General features: G+C 54.2%; 19 protein-coding genes. 10 read left to right on the forward strand and 9 right to left on the reverse strand.

Annotated features, from left to right (window positions below; all coding sequences use genetic code 11):
• Window positions 1-51 precede the first annotated feature (51 nt).
• Complete coding sequence (locus KNP64_RS06800; RefSeq protein ID WP_214764350.1) at window positions 52-1101, forward strand: C45 family autoproteolytic acyltransferase/hydrolase; 1050 nt, start codon at window positions 52-54, stop codon at window positions 1099-1101.
• Between the two features lie 17 nt (window positions 1102-1118).
• On the opposite strand, the gene KNP64_RS06805 is transcribed toward KNP64_RS06800, so the two are convergent.
• Entirely contained in the window at window positions 1119-1589 is a 471-nt protein-coding gene (locus KNP64_RS06805) for a GNAT family N-acetyltransferase (protein ID WP_214792240.1), read from the reverse strand.
• 76 nt (window positions 1590-1665) lie between these two features.
• Here KNP64_RS06805 and KNP64_RS06810 point away from each other — a divergent pair, with 76 nt between their 5' ends.
• Complete coding sequence (locus KNP64_RS06810) at window positions 1666-1944, forward strand: hypothetical protein (RefSeq protein ID WP_214756115.1); 279 nt, start codon at window positions 1666-1668, stop codon at window positions 1942-1944.
• A gap of 2 nt (window positions 1945-1946) precedes the next feature.
• Here the strand turns inward: KNP64_RS06810 and KNP64_RS06815 are convergent, their stop codons facing one another.
• Window positions 1947-2573 carry a class I SAM-dependent methyltransferase gene (locus KNP64_RS06815; protein ID WP_214792242.1) on the reverse strand — a complete coding sequence of 209 codons (627 nt, stop codon included), beginning with the start codon at window positions 2571-2573 and terminating at the stop codon, window positions 1947-1949.
• A gap of 73 nt (window positions 2574-2646) precedes the next feature.
• On the opposite strand from KNP64_RS06815, the gene KNP64_RS06820 reads away from it, so the two are divergent.
• The 7 genes from KNP64_RS06820 (at window position 2647) to KNP64_RS06850 (ending at window position 9733) form a co-directional block, all read left to right on the forward strand.
• Window positions 2647-4134, forward strand: coding sequence for a cryptochrome/photolyase family protein (locus KNP64_RS06820; RefSeq protein WP_214792244.1), 1488 nt, complete (start codon window positions 2647-2649; stop codon window positions 4132-4134).
• 198 nt (window positions 4135-4332) lie between these two features.
• Complete coding sequence (locus KNP64_RS06825; protein WP_371815289.1) at window positions 4333-4920, forward strand: glycerol-3-phosphate responsive antiterminator; 588 nt, start codon at window positions 4333-4335, stop codon at window positions 4918-4920.
• Entirely contained in the window at window positions 4917-6008 is a 1092-nt protein-coding gene (locus KNP64_RS06830) for an ABC transporter ATP-binding protein (protein WP_138858796.1), read from the forward strand. Before KNP64_RS06825 ends, KNP64_RS06830 begins: the two co-directional genes overlap by 4 nt.
• Window positions 6005-6910: a carbohydrate ABC transporter permease gene (locus tag KNP64_RS06835; protein ID WP_138858797.1), complete on the forward strand. Its 906-nt coding sequence runs from the start codon at window positions 6005-6007 to the stop codon at window positions 6908-6910. Before KNP64_RS06830 ends, KNP64_RS06835 begins: the two co-directional genes overlap by 4 nt.
• On the forward strand, window positions 6907-7716 hold the full coding sequence (locus KNP64_RS06840; RefSeq protein WP_214708506.1) for a carbohydrate ABC transporter permease: 810 nt from the start codon (window positions 6907-6909) through the stop codon (window positions 7714-7716). Before KNP64_RS06835 ends, KNP64_RS06840 begins: the two co-directional genes overlap by 4 nt.
• 12 nt (window positions 7717-7728) lie before the next feature.
• Window positions 7729-9042 carry an ABC transporter substrate-binding protein gene (locus tag KNP64_RS06845; RefSeq protein ID WP_371815292.1) on the forward strand — a complete coding sequence of 438 codons (1314 nt, stop codon included), beginning with the start codon at window positions 7729-7731 and terminating at the stop codon, window positions 9040-9042.
• 1 nt (window position 9043) lies between these two features.
• Window positions 9044-9733, forward strand: coding sequence for a glycerophosphodiester phosphodiesterase (locus KNP64_RS06850; protein ID WP_214792248.1), 690 nt, complete (start codon window positions 9044-9046; stop codon window positions 9731-9733).
• Window positions 9734-9832: 99 nt separating this feature from the next.
• Here KNP64_RS06850 and KNP64_RS06855 read toward each other — a convergent pair whose 3' ends face one another.
• The 3 genes from KNP64_RS06855 to KNP64_RS06865 form a co-directional block, all read right to left on the reverse strand.
• Window positions 9833-10180 carry a hypothetical protein gene (locus KNP64_RS06855; RefSeq protein ID WP_214792250.1) on the reverse strand — a complete coding sequence of 116 codons (348 nt, stop codon included), beginning with the start codon at window positions 10178-10180 and terminating at the stop codon, window positions 9833-9835.
• Window positions 10181-10271: 91 nt separating this feature from the next.
• Entirely contained in the window at window positions 10272-10424 is a 153-nt protein-coding gene (locus tag KNP64_RS06860; RefSeq protein ID WP_198662218.1) for a hypothetical protein, read from the reverse strand.
• Between the two features lie 49 nt (window positions 10425-10473).
• The gene (locus KNP64_RS06865; protein ID WP_167491745.1) at window positions 10474-10620 is read right to left on the reverse strand and encodes a hypothetical protein; all 147 of its coding nucleotides are present in this window, start codon (window positions 10618-10620) and stop codon (window positions 10474-10476) included.
• Window positions 10621-10866: 246 nt separating this feature from the next.
• On the opposite strand from KNP64_RS06865, the gene KNP64_RS06870 reads away from it, so the two are divergent.
• Window positions 10867-12309: a carbon starvation CstA family protein gene (locus KNP64_RS06870; protein ID WP_138858801.1), complete on the forward strand. Its 1443-nt coding sequence runs from the start codon at window positions 10867-10869 to the stop codon at window positions 12307-12309.
• A gap of 30 nt (window positions 12310-12339) precedes the next feature.
• Here the strand turns inward: KNP64_RS06870 and KNP64_RS06875 are convergent, their stop codons facing one another.
• From KNP64_RS06875 to KNP64_RS06890, 4 genes are all read right to left on the reverse strand, one after another.
• Entirely contained in the window at window positions 12340-13515 is a 1176-nt protein-coding gene (locus tag KNP64_RS06875; protein ID WP_138858802.1) for a sensor histidine kinase, read from the reverse strand.
• Between the two features lie 204 nt (window positions 13516-13719).
• Window positions 13720-14436 (reverse strand): peptidoglycan DD-metalloendopeptidase family protein, encoded by a 717-nt coding sequence (locus tag KNP64_RS06880; protein ID WP_029594720.1) that lies wholly within the window; start codon window positions 14434-14436, stop codon window positions 13720-13722.
• A gap of 435 nt (window positions 14437-14871) precedes the next feature.
• Window positions 14872-15453 (reverse strand): YdhK family protein, encoded by a 582-nt coding sequence (locus KNP64_RS06885; RefSeq protein WP_214792252.1) that lies wholly within the window; start codon window positions 15451-15453, stop codon window positions 14872-14874.
• A gap of 26 nt (window positions 15454-15479) precedes the next feature.
• A complete protein-coding gene (locus KNP64_RS06890) occupies window positions 15480-16979 on the reverse strand; it encodes a multicopper oxidase family protein (protein WP_051627673.1) in 1500 nt (499 codons plus the stop codon).
• Between the last annotated feature and the right edge of the window lie 146 nt (window positions 16980-17125).

Genomic DNA, 17125 nt, shown 5'->3' on the forward strand with positions numbered 1-17125 from the left:
CAGACATACCTCCGTTGCGTCCGTTATACTAGGCGCAAGGGAGGTTTTTTCATGCAACGTGTCTCAAGTGAACTCACACAATTTCGCGGCAGTCACTACGACTTTGGCCGTTTTCAAGGTACTTATATTAAGCGCAGCAAACTGCTCGAGAACCGGACCGACCAGTGGAAGCTCCGTGTCCCGCGCTTTGAGATTGACGAGCGCGAGGCGAAGCAGGCGTTCGACCGGTTCGCCCCGAAGATTTGGGAGGAACTGCTCGGCTTGCAGGACGAGCTCGAGTTGACGCTCGCCGACACGCTCCTTCACTTCGGTCATTTCCGGGTCAATAACCCGGTCAGCGGCTGTTCGATTTTGACGGGGGACAACTTCCTCGTCCGCAACTATGACTATCACCCGATGACGTACGACGGACGCTATAACGTGTTCCAGCCAGATGAGGGCTACGCCGTCATCGGTCCCGTCTCGCGTGTCACCGGCCGGATGGACGGGATGAACGAGAAAGGGCTCGCCATGGGCTATAACTTCATAAACCGCCGACGGCCCGGGGACGGTTTTGTCTGTCAAATGATCGGGCGGATGATTCTCGAGACGTGTGCCACGGTCGAGGAGGCGGTCGATTTACTGCAAGAGATTCCGCACCGCGGCTCGTTCACGTATGTCGTCCACGACAAGTCGTCGAAGACACGCGTCATCGAAGCGACACCGCGCGATATTCGTGTCCGCGAGTCGAATATCTGTACGAACCATTTCGAGCTGTTGCAACACGAGAATCGTTACCACCTCGACGACTCGACGCGGCGGATGATGGAAATCAAGATGTATCAACATATCGTCCAGGACGCCGAGAGCGCGTTCCGACTCATGAACGACTCGGACAAGGGTGTCTTCTCGGAGCTGTATAAGAGCTGGGCCGGCACGATTCACACGGCCGCCTATTTCCCGGAGACGCTCGAGACGTGGTTCGCCCTCGGTGGCGACCGCGACCCTGTCATTTTCGATTTTCAGGAGTGGCTCGACGGCAAGGATTTCGATTTACATGCCCTCGACGGGGAAATCGCGACCGATATCGAGTTCGCGAACACGGTCCAACTTTGGCGGTAACACAAACAAGCGGCGGCTCATGAAGAGTCGCTGCTTGTTTCGTTGAAGCTTATCACGTGACTTGTAGTCGAGGTATCGTATGGGATGAAGCCAAGCGATTCATAGAACTGTGCCCCTTGCGTCGTATATGTCCGGAGAACGACGGTGAGGAAGGTCTGTTTTGCTTCGAGCAACAATGCGTTCGCGAGATGTCTCCCGATACCTTGTCTGCGATAAGCCGGCAAGATGTAAAACCGTCTCAACCGCCCGACCGGATGTCCCGGAGAATATGGATCTTGATTCACTCCTCCGATGCCGACTAGATGGCCAGAGGCGTCAAACACTCCGAGTAGACACTCGCCGGGTTGATCGAACCGATTGCGTCCGTCGTGAAAGTCATCCACCAACCGGTCGAGCATGCGAAAGCCTTCTTGACGACTGGCGACAAGCAAGTCGGTCAAATCGACATGGTTGAGGTCAAAAATGTGTCGAATCGAATAGGGGGTCATGGTCTCATCTCCATTCGCGTGTCGGGCGGTACAGTTTTCTGTAAAACCGGGAATACTCATAGCAGGAGGGATTCAGATGAAACGAATCGGATTATTAGCCATCATGCTCAGTTTGATGCTCGTCCTCGGCGGCTGTGTGCCAGGCGACGGGACGTACACGACTGACCCGGCCGGATTCTTTTGGGGCGTCTGGCACGGCTGGATTGCCCCGGTGTCACTCATTTTAGGATTGTTCAATGACACGTATCGCGTCTATGAGGTGAACAACACTGGCTGGTTCTATGATTTAGGGTTCTATATCGCCATCATCAGCGGATTTGGCGGGGTAGCAGTCACGCGCAAGAGTAGGGGCTGACGTTAGACTGACTTTCGTCCTGTCACGGCGACCGTATGATAATCTCGCGAGTCAGGTCCTCGGCGTTCTTGGACGTCAATGAACCCGAGCACAGAAGCAGCAGGAATCAACTGTTCACGCACGATTGCCGTGATACCGTCCCAGTTCACGCCACCTTTCCCATTACAGTACGTGATGACGAATGACCCGCCTGGTTTGAGGATACGGTCGATGGCGGCAAGCACCGCGGGTACGTCTTCCCAAAAGTAAATCGTATGGATGCTGAAGACACGGTCAAACTGTTCGTCTTGGAACGGAATCGTCCCGATGTTTCCTTCGACGACAGCAGCCCGTTGTCCGCGGACGGCCGCGCGATTACGTCGGAGCGCCGAGCGGACGATGGTCGGAGAACGGTCGAGCCCGGTCACACGTACCGTGCCGTCCGTCTGAAGCAGCCGAGCCAGTGCGTCCCCAGCGCCGCATCCGAGGTCGAGGATGCAGTCGTTTGGTTGAATCTGAAGTTGCTCAATCGTCCAATCGACCTCGACGCGGTGTTGGCGGACCATCTTCTCACCGATGTATGTCCCGACGATGCCGCGCGGGTTCTCGTATTGACTGTCAATCCATGTTTGCAGGCGTTTCCCGCGCATCGAACCATTCCTTTCTAAATGAAGCCGTTGTAGATTGAGTGTAGCATACCCATAAAGTAGAGGAGTTGAATTGATGCGATCGTTTTGGATTTTCGGCAATCAACTGTCACACGAGCTCGAGCTGTTCAGTCATATCGAGGACGATGACGTCATCGTCATGATCGAGGCGACGTCTCGGGCGATGTGGCGGAAGTATCATAAACAGAAGCTCGTCCTCATCTTCTCGGCGATGCGTCATTTCGCCGACGAGCTGCGCGACAAAGGTTACATGGTCGATTATCACGAGGCCGACTCGTTCCAAGATGCGTGGGACGACCACTTCACACGATATGAGCCGGAAGAAATCCATTACACGGCCGTCACCGACGCCGCGATGGAGAAGAAGTTGCATCAGTTTGGGGAGAAACACAAACTCGTTGAACATTCGGACGTGCCGCTCTTCTATTTAACGAAACAGGAGGCCGTCGAGACGATTGGTGCCGTGCCGTGGCGGATGGATCGGTTCTATCGCCAGATGCGGAAACGGTTCGAGGTATTGCTTGAGGACGGGAAACCAAAGGGCGGTAAATGGTCGTTCGATGCGGACAACCGTCAGCCGCCGAAAGGTGGGCTGACGTTCCCGGCACCGATTCACTTCCGACCTGACGCCATCACAAAAGACGTCATTGAAAAAGTAGAGCGAGATTTCACCGACCATCCGGGCGACATCACCCCGTTCGTCTGGCCGGTGACGCGCAGTGAGGCACGCCGGGCACTGAAAAGGTTCATCAAGGAGCGGCTCGAGACGTTTGGTCCGTATCAAGACGCGATGCTGACAGACAATCAGGACATGTCGCATAGCCTGTTATCGTCTTCAATCAACATCGGACTGTTGACTCCGGATGTGGTCGTCCAGGCAGCGTTGGAGTCGGACGCGCCACTCGCCTCGGTCGAAGGATTCGTCCGCCAAATCCTCGGCTGGCGGGAATATATGCGTGCTGTCTACGTGGCCTCGATGCCGGGATACGAGTCGGTCAACACGTTCAAGCATGAGCGCGACTTGCCGCACTATTTTTGGGACGCCGAGACGGACATGAACTGCATCCATCAGAGCGTGAAACCGGTCATCGAGAAGGCGCACAATCATCACATCCAGCGCCTCATGGTGCTCGGGAACTTTGCGACACTGTTCGAGGTATCGCCGCAACAGACGAGCGACTGGTTCAACGAGATGTATATCGACGCCTACGATTGGGTCGTCTTGCCGAACGTGCTCGGGATGGCGCTCCATGCCGACGGCGGGAAGCTGGCGACGAAGCCGTACATCGCCTCGGGCAAGTACATCGACAAGATGAGCGACTACTGCAAAGGCTGCAAGTATAACCCGAAACACACGACCGAAGACGACGCCTGTCCGTTCAACGCCCTCTATTGGAACTTCATCGACAAGCGCGAGGAGCGGTTCGAAAAGAACCAGCGCATGAAGATGATGATCCGCAACTGGCAAGGCCGGGATGATGCCGTCAAAGCCGACATCTTGGCGAAAGCGAGACAGACGCTCGACGACACCGACTTATTATGAGTCGTTTTTTTACGTCGGCTTCACAAACTTTTGCACGAGCTTCACGGAAGCTTTACATTCATCCGGTACGATATGACTTGTGAGACCCCCTCATGCCAAGTGAATAGCAACCGGTAGAACATTCGAGAGACCAACAGAAGCCCGTACGTCGATGACGTCCTGTTTCTGTTGGTCCTTTTTTAGGGAAGGATGATTCAAGTGAATGAAACACTTCGCACGATCGGACAAGAGAAGATGATCGCCTCCATCAAATCACCGAAACAACTCGAGAAGTTCCTGCAGTCGGACGTGACGACGACGTTCCTCATGATGGGGACGCTCAGCACGCTCGACCGCTACGTCGCCCATTTGAAGCGTGAGAATCGGACCGTGTTCCTGCACGCCGAACGCATTAACGGCATCAGCCTCGACCGGGACGGCATCGACTATTTGGCGAAACGGGTCGGCGCCGATGGGATTGTGACGACGAAGGCGTCTGTCATCCAACACGCCAAACGGGCCGGCCTGATGACGGTGCAGCGCCTGTTCCTCGTCGACTCGGACGCCATCACCTCAGGCATCAAGATGGCGAAAGACCAACAGCCGGACGCGCTCGAACTGATGCCGGGTCTCATCCCGAGTGTCATCGAGCACGTCGCGGAACACGTCTCGCTGCCGATTGTGACGGGCGGGATGATCCGGAAACCGATTCACGTGCATGAAGCACTCGCTCACGGGGCGTTCGCCGTCTCGACCGGGGACGAGCGGCTTTGGGCGTCGCAAGGAATGAAGGAGGATATCATATGAAATCGATTCAACTGCAGAATATCAAAAAGTCATACGACGAGACGGAAGTCATCCGTGGCATCGACGTGACGATCGAGGCCGGTGAATTCTTCGCCCTCGTCGGACCGTCGGGATGCGGCAAGAGTACGATGCTCCGGATGATCGCCGGGCTCGAGTCGATCACGAGCGGGACGCTCCGCATCGACGGCGTCGCAGCGAACGAACTGAAACCGAGCGAGCGGCAACTATCGATGGTATTCCAAAACTATGCGCTCTATCCGCACATGACCGTCGAGAAAAACATCACGTTCGGGTTACATACGAAAGGACTGACGAAGCTCGAGCAGCGCGAACGTTGCTTGGAAGCGGCCGAGACGCTCGGACTGACGGACTATTTGAAGCGGAAGCCGCGCGAACTGTCGGGCGGGCAACGGCAACGGGTCGCCTTGGCCCGGGCCATCGTCACCGAGTCGCCGATTTGCCTCATGGACGAGCCGCTCTCGAACTTGGACGCGAAACTTCGGGCCAAGATGCGCTCGGAGATCCGGCAGCTGCAACGCAAGCTCAAGCTGACGATGATTTACGTCACGCACGACCAAGTCGAGGCGATGACGATGGCCGACCGGATGATGCTGTTGAACGATGGCCAGGTCCAACAAGTCGGTCAACCGCTCGATTTGTACAATAAGCCGGCGAACACGTTCGTCGCCTCGTTCATCGGGTCACCGCCGATGAATTTGACGCCGGTGCAACGGAGTGACAAGGGCTGGGTCGCCTCGGACGGGCGTCTATTCCACCCGAACACGCTGACGCGAGAAGATACGGCGACGCTCGGCATCCGGCCGGAACAAATCACGCCGGCGAAAGACGAGATCACGTTCTACGCCGAACTGAAAAATATCGAAGTGCTCGGCACGGAGACGATTCTCGCCTTTGACATGGGCGGCGTCGAGTGGCTCGCCAAATGGCCCGGACAATGGCCGCTCGCGATTGGGGAGAAGATTGCCTGTTACGTCGACCCGAAACAGATGTCACTGTTTGATGCGACGGGGAATCGCATCGAACCGCGGCAACCGAAACTGTTCGAGGCGTTGGAGGTGTTCCAATGACGGTCGCCCTTCCGAGACAACGCGTCTGGACCCGATTATCAGACGCGACGAGCGGACTCCTCTACTTGTCCCCGTCGATCGCGTTATTTGGGATTTTTCTCGTCTATCCGTTGTTCCGGACGATTTACTTGAGTTTCTTTCAAACGGACACGCAAGGGACGCCACTCAGTTACGTCGGCGGCGAACATTACGCCAAACTGTTCACGAGCGCCTCGTTTTGGCAGAGCATCCAGGCGACGGTCGGCTTCGTCCTGTTGACCGTCCCACTCACGATCATCATCGCGCTCGGTCTGGCGCTCCTCGCCAACGAGAAGCTGCGCGGGATTGGCATCTTCCGGACAGCGTTCTCGGCGACGATGGGGATGAGCGTCGCAGCCTCATCCGTCATTTGGATGTTCATGTACAACCCGTCGATCGGTATCTTCAATCGCTTCTTGGAAGCGGTTGGGGCAAGCGGGGTGCAGTGGCTACTTGACCCGCAGTACGCGCTTCTATCCGTGTCGCTCGCGACCGTCTGGATGAATATCGGCTTCACGTTCTTGATTCTCCTCGGCGGGCTGCAAAACATCGACCGGACATTGTATGAGAGTGCGGACATCGCCGGAACCGGATATTGGACCCAGCTCCGGGCCATCACGATCCCGATGTTATCCCCGACGCTCTTCTTCGTCGGCATCATCTCGCTCATCAATGCGTTCCAGACGTTCGGACAAATCGATTTGCTGACGAAAGGCGGCCCGACGAACTCGACGAACGTCATCGTCTACGCCATCTATAAGGACGCGTTCATCAACTATAACGTCGGCGGGGCGAGTGCGCAGGCCGTGCTCTTGTTCTTGACGGTCCTCCTGTTGACGTGGCTCCAGTTCAAGCTCGTCGAAAGGAAGGTGCATTACCAATGACGCTCCGGAAAGTAGTCACGTATACGCTCCTCGTCTTGAGCGCCGTCGTCATGCTGTTCCCGATTGCCTACGCGTTCTCGATCAGCCTGATGGACGGGAGCGAAGTGTTGAAAGGGAACCTCATCCCGCGCGACGTCACGTTCGACAACTATGTCGCCGCGTTCGAGCGGATCCCGCTCATGACGTACTTATGGAACAGTCTCGTCGTCGCACTCCTCGTTATGGTCGGCCAAGTCGTCTTGTCGAGTCTTGCCGCCTTCGCGTTCGTCTTCATCGACTTCAAAGGGAAAGGGATCATCTTCATGCTCTTCCTCGCGACGATGATGGTGCCATGGGAAGCGACGATGGTACCGAACTTCTTGACGATCCAGTCGCTCGGCTGGCTCAACTCGGTGTGGGGGCTGTCGGTGCCATTCTTCGCGCTCGCGTTCGGGACGTTCCTGCTCCGGCAACAGTTCAAGACGATCCCGTACGAGATGTACGAGGCGTCACAAATCGCCGGCATCAGCCGTTTCCGTTTCTTTTGGAACGTCGTCTTGCCGGTCTCGAAGACACCGCTCGTCACGTTGTCGGTATATAGCTTCTTGACGACATGGAACATGTACTTATGGCCGCTCCTCGTGACAAACACGGAGCAGGCACGCACGGTGCAAATCGGGATTAAGCAGATGCAGTCGAACGAGGTTGCCTCGGATTGGGGTGTCGTCATGGCGGCGGTTATCTTGATCATCATCCCGACGCTGATGCTGTTATTCGCAGGACAAAAGCAGTTACAAGAAGGTCTGACACAAGGCGCGATCAAATAATAGGGGGAATATATGATGAAAAAGAAAGCGTTATTCGCAGGGTTGGCTAGTTCGGTATTGTTGCTCGGGGCATGTGGCAGTCAAGAAGCGGAAGAGGCCGCGGCGACTACGACGACGGACGGAAAGACGGAAGTCGTGTTTTGGCACGCGATGAGCGGGGACTTAGAGACCGCGCTCAACAACCAAGTCGATGCCTTCAACGAGTCGCAAGAAGAATATGAAGTGAAACCGGTGTTCCAAGGCACGTATGAAGAGGCGCTCACGAAGTTCAACGCCGTCGCAGGGTCACCGGACGCACCGGCCATCATGCAGACGTTCGAGGTCGGCACGAAGTATATGATCGACTCGAACAAAATCACGCCGGTCCAGGAGTTCATCGACAAAGAGGACTTCGATACGAGCGTCTGGGAAGAGAACATCTTGAGCTATTACCAAGTCGACGGCAAGCAGTACTCGATGCCGTTCAACTCGTCGACACCGGTGCTCATCTACAACAAGGATGCGTTCGAAAAAGCGGGACTCGATCCGGAGAAAGCGCCGCGGACGTATGACGAGCTGAAGAAGGCGGCGAAGACACTGACGACCGACGGCCAGACCGGCTTCACGATGCTGAACTACGGTTGGTTCTTTGAACAGCTCGTCGCCGCGCAAGGCGGGCTCTACGTCGATAACGACAACGGGCGCAGCGGTGCGCCGACGAAAGCGGTATTCGATGGGGAAGAAGGACAGAACGCCTTCAACTTGATTAAAGAGATGTATGACGACAAGACGTTCATGAACGTCGGCCAAAACTGGGACGACATGCGTGCCGCTTTCCAATCCGGAAAAGTTGCCATGTATCTCGACTCGTCGGCCGGCATTCGCACCGTCGCGGACAACGCTGACTTCGAGGTCGGGGCGTCGTACTTGCCGGTGCCAAACGAAGCGGAGCGGGAAGGCGTCATCATCGGTGGGGCGTCGCTCTGGATGGGTGACGGGATCGCCGACGAGACGAAGCAGGGCGCATGGGAGTTCATGAAGTATGCGGCGTCGAAAGAAGCACAGGCCAAATGGCACGTCGAGACGGGCTACTTCGCCATCAATCCGGAGGCGTATGACGAGCCGATCGTCAAAGAGATGTGGGCTGAATATCCACAACTGAAAGTGACGGTCGATCAATTGAGTGAGACGAAAGCCTCGCCAGCGACACAAGGCGCGCTCATCTCGACGTTCCCACAGTCCCGTCAAAGCGTCGTCAACGCCATGGAGAGCCTATACCAAGGCGTATCGGTCGAAGAGGCATTGAAGCGCGCAGCCGATGAGACGACCTCCACCTTGGGACAATGATATGTTGATTTACGCACATCGCGGCTATAGCGCCAAGTATCCGGAGAACACACTAAGCGCGTTCAAGGCGGCGTTGCCTCACGTCGACGGCATCGAACTCGACGTCCAATTGACGCGCGACGGACGCCTCGTCGTCATCCATGACGAGACGGTCGACCGGACGACGAACGGGAGCGGTTTCGTCAAAGATATGACGCTCCGGCAGCTCCGCTTGCTCCGGACGGAGAGCGGGGAACGAATCCCGACGCTCGAGGAAGTGCTCGTCTTGCTCGAACCGACCGACGTCACGCTCAACATCGAGCTGAAGACGGACCGGTTCGACTATGACGGGATCGAGTATCTGACGTGGCTCGCCGTCACCGAGTTCAAGCTCGAACAACGTGTCGTCTTCTCTTCATTCAATCCAGACACGCTCATCCGATTGCGGGATATCGCCCGTGAGGCGAGGATTGCCGTCCTGACAACTGATGGGCATCCGAATTTGATCGAGTTCGTCGAGCGGATCGGGGCCGAGGCCGTCCACGCCCAGCCGGAGTTTATGGGGACAAGAGACTGGATGACGCTCCGCGAACAAAATCGGTTGCTTCGCCTGTATACCATCAATGACCCGAGCGAGCTGCCAGACATGACTGGTGTCGACGCCATCATGACGGACGAGGTCGAGCGGTTTCAATCGAGGTCGCATCATTGAAGTGAGGCTGGGATATAACTCAATCGATATGTAAGAAAGAGGCCAGCTGGTGAGACGTGTTCGCATCAGCTGGCCTTTTCTCATGACAATTCTCTAAATTTAGTATTCTTTGTTCAGCGTGGTAAATTCATCTTCTTTCAAAGGTGAATCGCCTTTTGAATTATGTCCATAATAGGTGACGACGTACTCTTTCTCTTGATTGGTTTTGACGAAAAATTCATACTCGACTCTCTTTTCGTCCTCGAAATTCAAGCGATATAAGTACCCAAATTGATTCATGCTGAACTCGACATCGTAGGCGCTCTTATCGATTGAAAAATGCTCAGTTAACGTTTCATTCAAAAAATTTTCTCGCTGATCTACCTCATGAAGAAGGAAAAAGACACCTCCTAACATGAGTAAAGCAAAAGCGAATTGAAACTTGGGTAAAGGTTTCCTAGATGTCATCTACATCGGCCTTCCTTAATGAGAGTGATTAACTGCTACCGTACGAGACACAGATATACATGACAAGGACCGCTCAATGAAGCGGGCTTTGTCATGTCTTCTTCGGCGAATCACTAAAAGCGAAATATATCCCGACGCCAATCGCGAGCCCAATCAAGTAGTTGTCGAGGGCGATGGCTAACGAGATACCGATTGCGAGGGCGAGCGGGAAGGCATAGCTGCCGGTCGTCTGTTTATTGGACATGGAGAACTCCTCCTTTGTCCAATTTGTACGGATGTCGCCTCAAAAAGTTTCAAGCTTTCTTCTTCGTCCCTTGGAACGCGAAGAACATCGCGATGCCGATCCCGAGTCCGAGCCACCAGTTATCGAACAACAAGCCGAAGATGAGGACAAAGGCGACGGCGACCGGGAGTGCTAAAAATCCACGTTGACGTTTCATGAAAATCATCCTTTCTGCTTCTCTCTGTTCGACTGTTCCCGGTTTGGAATCGATTCATTCTAAAAGTAAACGTTTTCATAAAAACGGCTCAACGCCAACGTTTGTCTAAACGATGAACAGTTATATTTTCATGTGAAATTGTGAGCAAATTCATCTATTCAACAGCCGAGGACCCTGCTATATTAATCATGTGATATATTTCACATGAAGAAATCATAAATCACTTATATATAGGAGGACCACCCGATGGTTACATTTTTCTTAGCGTTAGGACTGTTATTGCTCGGTTATCTCGTCTACGGCCGGTACGTCGAGAAGACGTTCGGGATCAAAGAAGAGCGGACGACGCCCGCCTATGCGTCACAGGACGGCGTCGACTACGTGCCGATGGGGACGAAGCGAAACTCGATGATTCAACTGTTGAACATCGCCGGTGTCGGTCCGATCTTCGGTCCGATCATGGGCGCCTTGTATGGCCCGGTCGCATTCCTGTGGATCGTGCTCGGTTCGATCTTCGCCGGCGCGGTACATGACTATTTGACCGGGATGATCTCGCTTCGTAACAACGGGGCGCACTTGCCGCAGCTCGCCGAGAAGTTCCTCGGTCGGTCGCTCCGCCACGTCGTCAACGGCTTCGCGTTGCTCTTGCTGCTCTTAGTCGGGACCGTGTTCGTCACGTCACCGGCCAATATGATTAACAACTTGTTCGACGGCACCGGCTCGACGCTCGCCATCGTCACGTTCGGCATCTTTGCCTACTACATCTTGGCGACACTGCTCCCGGTCGACAAAATCATCGGCCGCATCTATCCGTTCTTCGGGGCGCTTCTCTTGTTGAGCGCCGTCGGCATCGCCGTCAGTCTATTCACGCAAGGCTATCAAATCCCGGAGATGACGTTGACGAACATGCATCCGGACGGCTTGCCGCTCTGGCCGCTCATCTTCTTCACGATCTCGTGCGGGGCACTGTCAGGCTTCCATGCCACGCAGTCACCGATCATCTCGCGGACGACGATGAAAGAGAGCAACGGTCGCAGTATTTTTTACGGCATGATGATCGTCGAAGCGGTCATCGCCATGATCTGGGCGGCTGCCGCCATGGCCATCTTCGAACCGGGTGAACTGCTCGCCATGATCAATGCCGGCACGCCGGCGCTCGTCGTCCAAGAAGTGGCGACGCTCATGCTCGGCAGCATTGGCGGCACGCTCGCCATCCTCGGCGTCATCGTCTTGCCGATCACGTCGGGCGACACGGCGTTCCGGAGTGCCCGCATGATCATCGCCGACTACTTGAACATCGTCCAGAAGAAGTTCACGTCACGGCTGTGGATCGCGCTTCCGCTCTTCGTCCTGTCGTTCATCTTGACGAAAGTCGACTTCCGTCTGTTGTGGCAATACTTCAACTGGGCCAACCAGACGACGGCCGTCATTGCCTTGTTCGTCGGTGCGACGTACTTGTATATCAAAGGACGGAACTACTGGATCGCCTTGTTGCCCGGGACGTTCATGTTGTATGTCGTCTGGTTCTACATTTTGACGGCTCCGATCGGCTTCAAGATGGACGGGGTGCTCCCGTATATTTTGGCCACAATCGGCACGGTCACACTGTTCGGCTTGTTCTTCCGCCACGCGAAAGCGATGCGCGAACAAGGGCTCGAGTGCGACATGTCAAGCGATCAAGCAGCATGACAAAAGGGTTTGGCCGAGGCCAAACCCTTTTTAGTCGGTTGTCTCTTGTTCCGTGAGTAGCGTCGTACTCGTTGTGCTGTGGGAATACAGATAGATGGAGAACGTTGTCCCTTCTCCGTACACCGAGTCGGCGTGAATGCCCCAACCGTGTGCCTCGGCGATCCGTTTGCAGATGCGGAGGCCGAGCCCAGTCCCTTTGATCGGACGGTGGGCGTCCGAGTCGACTCGGTAGTATTCGTCGAACACGTACGGGATGGCGTCGCTCGGGATGCCGATCCCCGTGTCCCGTACCGACAGGACGTACGTGTCGCCCTCGGTCGTCATCTCGACATAGACCGTACCGCCGTCCGGAGAGTACTTGATGGCGTTGCCAATCAAGTTGTGAAGCAACTGCAACAGTTTTTCCTCGTCGGCCTCGATCGTCACGTCGTCGGCTGACAAGATGACGTCGTGCTGGGGAGAAGTCGCCTTGTAGTGGGCGACGACGTCCTCGAGCACTGGTCGCAAGGCGAACGTCGACATCGACAATAGCTCTTCGGAATAGTTCACCCGCTGATAGTCGAGGAAGTTGTCGACGAGTCGCTCGAGCCGTTCGGCTTCTCGTTTGACGAGCGTCAACATCCCATGCGTCTTGTCGTTGTCGCTATGCTGGTACATGAGCAGTTCGGCGTAGCCGTTGATGGCTGTGAGCGGGGAGCGGAACTCGTGGGACAGCTCGGCGAGGAAGGCATCCTTCTGTTCCTCGAATCGGATCGAGTCGGTGATGTCGCGCCACATGATGAAGACGCCACGCGGGGTGTGCGTGAAGTTCGAAATGACTTGCATCGTCCGCTCGCCGATGCGGAGCGACTTCGCATCCATGCTCGGGCAACAGCCGAACCGGTTCGTCAACAGCTCATCCCAAAACAGCGTCACGTCGGTCATATCGGCCCCGTTCCGCTCGAGCGTCTCATAAAAGAAACGGGTCATATCGTCCGTGCTTGGAAAGCGACGGGTCTCCATCGACGGACAGATGGCACGGAGTTGTTCATTCGAATACAGATGGTTCCGTGTGAAGTCGATATAGCAGACGGCATCCTGCACCTCTTCGACGAGCGAGGCGATCGGGAAGGCGTGAGGGGAGCGGGCGCGCTTCGTCACGACGGATCGACTGCTCGCGGACCGTCCATGATTTCGCCGTGCCGGATAAAATGACTTTCGATTCATGAGAGAACCTCCTTTCCATCAAAGGTTATATTATGAAAGTAAGTAAGTGCGTAGCATTCCCATTCATTATACGATATTCCGGCTTAATTCCCTATACCACCCATAGGCCTAGCTAAAAACCGGTCATGATCGGGACACTTGGACGATTCAGTCTCGATTCTAGGAAAAAACGCCTCCCTCGAGGATGCGAGGAAGGCGTCAGGCTTAGAAGAACGTGTATGGGTTGACGCTATTGGCAGCCGTCGAGCTGCTATAGACGTATTTGTTTTTATGGACCTCGAAGTGGAGATGGTTCCCGAACGAGTTGCCGGTGTTGCCGACCGTACCGATTTTCCCACCCTTGGCGACCTTCTGTCCTTTGACGACGTTCAAGCGGTCCAAGTGGGCGTAGACGGTCGTATAGGCTTGACCGTTGATCGTGTGTGAAACCATGACGTGGTTGCCGTAGGCGCCGTAGTTCCGGGCGACGATGACTTGGCCGTATGCTGCCGATTGGACCGTCGTGCCTTTGGCGGCCGCCAAATCGATGCCGTTATGGAACGTGTAGCCATATTTTCCGCTCGCCGGGCCGTACCCTTGCGTCAACGTACCTTTTGTCGGCATGAGGAGCTTGCCCGCTGTCGCCGTTTGGAGTGATGTGCTGCTATATTTTTTTACATATGTACTCGAGACGTATTTTGTACTGCCGTTATAATTGATTTTCGTCCATGAACCGGTCGCGCCGAGATAGGTGAACGTTTGGCCGAGTTTGGCACTGCCGACTTTTTGGTAAGACGTCGATGGGCCGCTCCGCACGTTCAGGACATTCGTCGTGACTTTGACTTTATACGATGTAGCTGCCTCTACCGGTGTCGAAGCAGGAAGTGTCAAGCCGGAAACAAGAAGGGCGCCTAATGTAATCGTCATCAGTTGTTTTTTCATAGTATGGTAAATCCTTTCAATTATGTAACAATGCGACAGAACAATGATAATTACCTTACAAAAAAATTTTACCATCAAAAAATAGATTCTAATATGTCATTTATATTTCAAAAAAGTATAATCGTTATGAAAACGACAGTGTAGTGGGAAAAGTCGAGTTGTACCAACGTAATTGAGACATACAACGTTTTGTTGGTAAAAGAATATATGCCTAATATTCAAAAAAAATCCGATTTCTCATAGTTTAGCTTTTGAAAAACAGGGTAATTTTAATTAGTTTGGCCTAAATAAAAAGACCGATGAGAATCAATTATTTTTGTCAGTTGTTTCCTTAAATGCTTGCTCCTATACATAAGAAAAACCGAGGCAGGAGCCTCGGCTTAGTTTGCCTGTCCTTACGGAGAAGGCGTGACCACGTTCAGATGAATATTTCGATTATGGTGCCGACAGTTCTTCCTCGGTGACCCATTTATGATTGGTCACTTCTTCACCTGATTCTAACGTGAAGTCGACCATATAGACGGTCGTCCTTTCAGCCGAATCGACGGTTGCCGTCGTGCCGCCCATTCCTTCCATATGTTCAGCCTCGACATCGATCTCATCGCCGACCTCATATGGTTCGGTCGTGGCGTTTTTGACTTCTTCATGGATAATCCATTTATGGTCTTCGACACGTTCACCCCCATGCATCGGATCATACGAGATGCTGTATACGACCGTGTCGTAAGCACCGACAATCGTCGCTTCGGCTCCTTCCATACCTGGCATATGGGCTTCTGTGATGATGGCCTTGTCACCGACCGCGAACGTCGGGTTCTCCGCTGACTTCAAGCCTTCGGGGACGTCACCAGACCCGGACATATCCATTCCTGAATGGTCGTTCCCGTCCATCGTCTCTTCCATCTGGTCATTCATGTTCGTGTCATTATTCGTCGTTTCATCTTCGCCGCAAGCAACGAGCAAACCGCTCAGTGAGAGTGCCATCGTCATCATTCCAAGTTTTTTGTTTATCTTCATTCCTATTCCCTCCAATTAACGTGTGATTAGTTTACTTTCAACTGTCCCATCATCCCGTTTTCTTCATGTTCCAGGATGTGGCAGTGATACATGAACGTCCCTGTCTCCCGAAACGTCATTTCAATTTTTACTTTTTCGCCCGGTGCGACAGCGACCGTATCTTTCCAACCGCGTTCGTTGTCAGGCGGGGGTTGGCCGTCCCGTTCAAGTATCCGGAATTGGACGCCGTGGACGTGGAACGGGTGGGTCATCCCGCCCATCATGTCTTCTCGATTATAAATTTCCCATATCTCGGTCGAACCTTGTTGGACATTGATGTCGATTCGATCGGGATCGAATTGTTTGCCGTCAATCGACACCATGTTGCCCATCCCGAACAACGTGAGGCGTCGGTCGGCAACGCTTGATTCGTTAGACGCAGACGTTCCGTCAAAGGCATCGCTCCATTCGCCGTCTTGATCGACCTCGTCACGCACCGTGAACGTCGTGAACGGAATCCCATCCGCTTGAAGAGCGAGATCGTCTCCGAGCGACAAGTCTGAGAAGTCGATTAATATCTCGGCACGTTCGCTAGGTGTGAGCGTCAACGTTTTGAGTGGTACGGGTTTGTCGAGCAACCCGCCGTCGGTCGCGATTTGAGTGAATGACGATCCGTTCGATAATGAGAAGTCGATGTTCCGAGCGTTAGAGCCGTTAACGAGACGGACGCGTAACGTGTTCGTGGTCACGTCGAACGTCGTATTGATGGCACCGTTCGCAATCAACGTATCGCCGACCGTCCCATCGACGTTCATCTGGCGATCGTAATCGAGTTGTCCGTCGTCTGTGAAGAGACGGTCTTGGACGATGAGCGGAATGTCATCGACACCGTACTCGTTTGGCAACCCGTTCTCCGCTTGGTCCGTTACGTACAAGAGTCCGGCCAGACCAAGGTATACTTGTTCGGCCGTTGCGCCCATCGGATGCGGATGGAACCAAAGCGTGCCCGGTTCTTGGTCAATCTCGAGACGAACTTGTTTTTGCTCACCGGGGCCAATCAGTTGGTGCGGTCCGCCGTCTTCTTCTCCAGGGATGACGAGACCGTGCCAATGGAAAGAGGTCGGTTCGGCGAGCTGATTGATCGTGTCGATATACACGGTCTTCCCAGCCGGCAACTCAATCATTGGGCCGAGTAAAGTCCCGTTATAGCCAAGCGTCTCGGTGTTGACGCCTTCGTCGAAGAAGCGATGCTCGCCACGTTCAGTGCGGACCGTATAATAAAGCGCCTCGTCTGTGACGCGGTCAGGTTGTAGCCGTTTCGGAATCGGAAGCGGTTGAGCTGGTTCGTCGGAGGTGATGAGGTCGATCGTGTTCCCACGTCCCATCCCACCATTGCCGTGCATCATGCCGCCATTGTCCCGATCTCCCATGAATGATCCGTTTCCCATCATCCAGCCTCCAGGAGCGAACGTGAACAACAGGAGGAGCAGTCCAATCACGATACTTACGATAACCATCCCGATGATCCATTTCATGACGCGGCTCATAAGGCATCATCCTTTCTAGGTAAAGCGAGAGCTTATTTAGTTATACCAACAACTTATGAAATTTTTGTTAAACGGAAAATTTAGTTTTTATATACTATATAGGGGTATATGGTATACATAGGAGGTGGTCAACGTGGAACATTCAC

This window comes from Exiguobacterium sp. s64, from assembly GCF_018618035.1.
GTDB classification, from domain to species: Bacteria; Bacillota; Bacilli; order Exiguobacteriales; family Exiguobacteriaceae; genus Exiguobacterium; species Exiguobacterium mexicanum_A.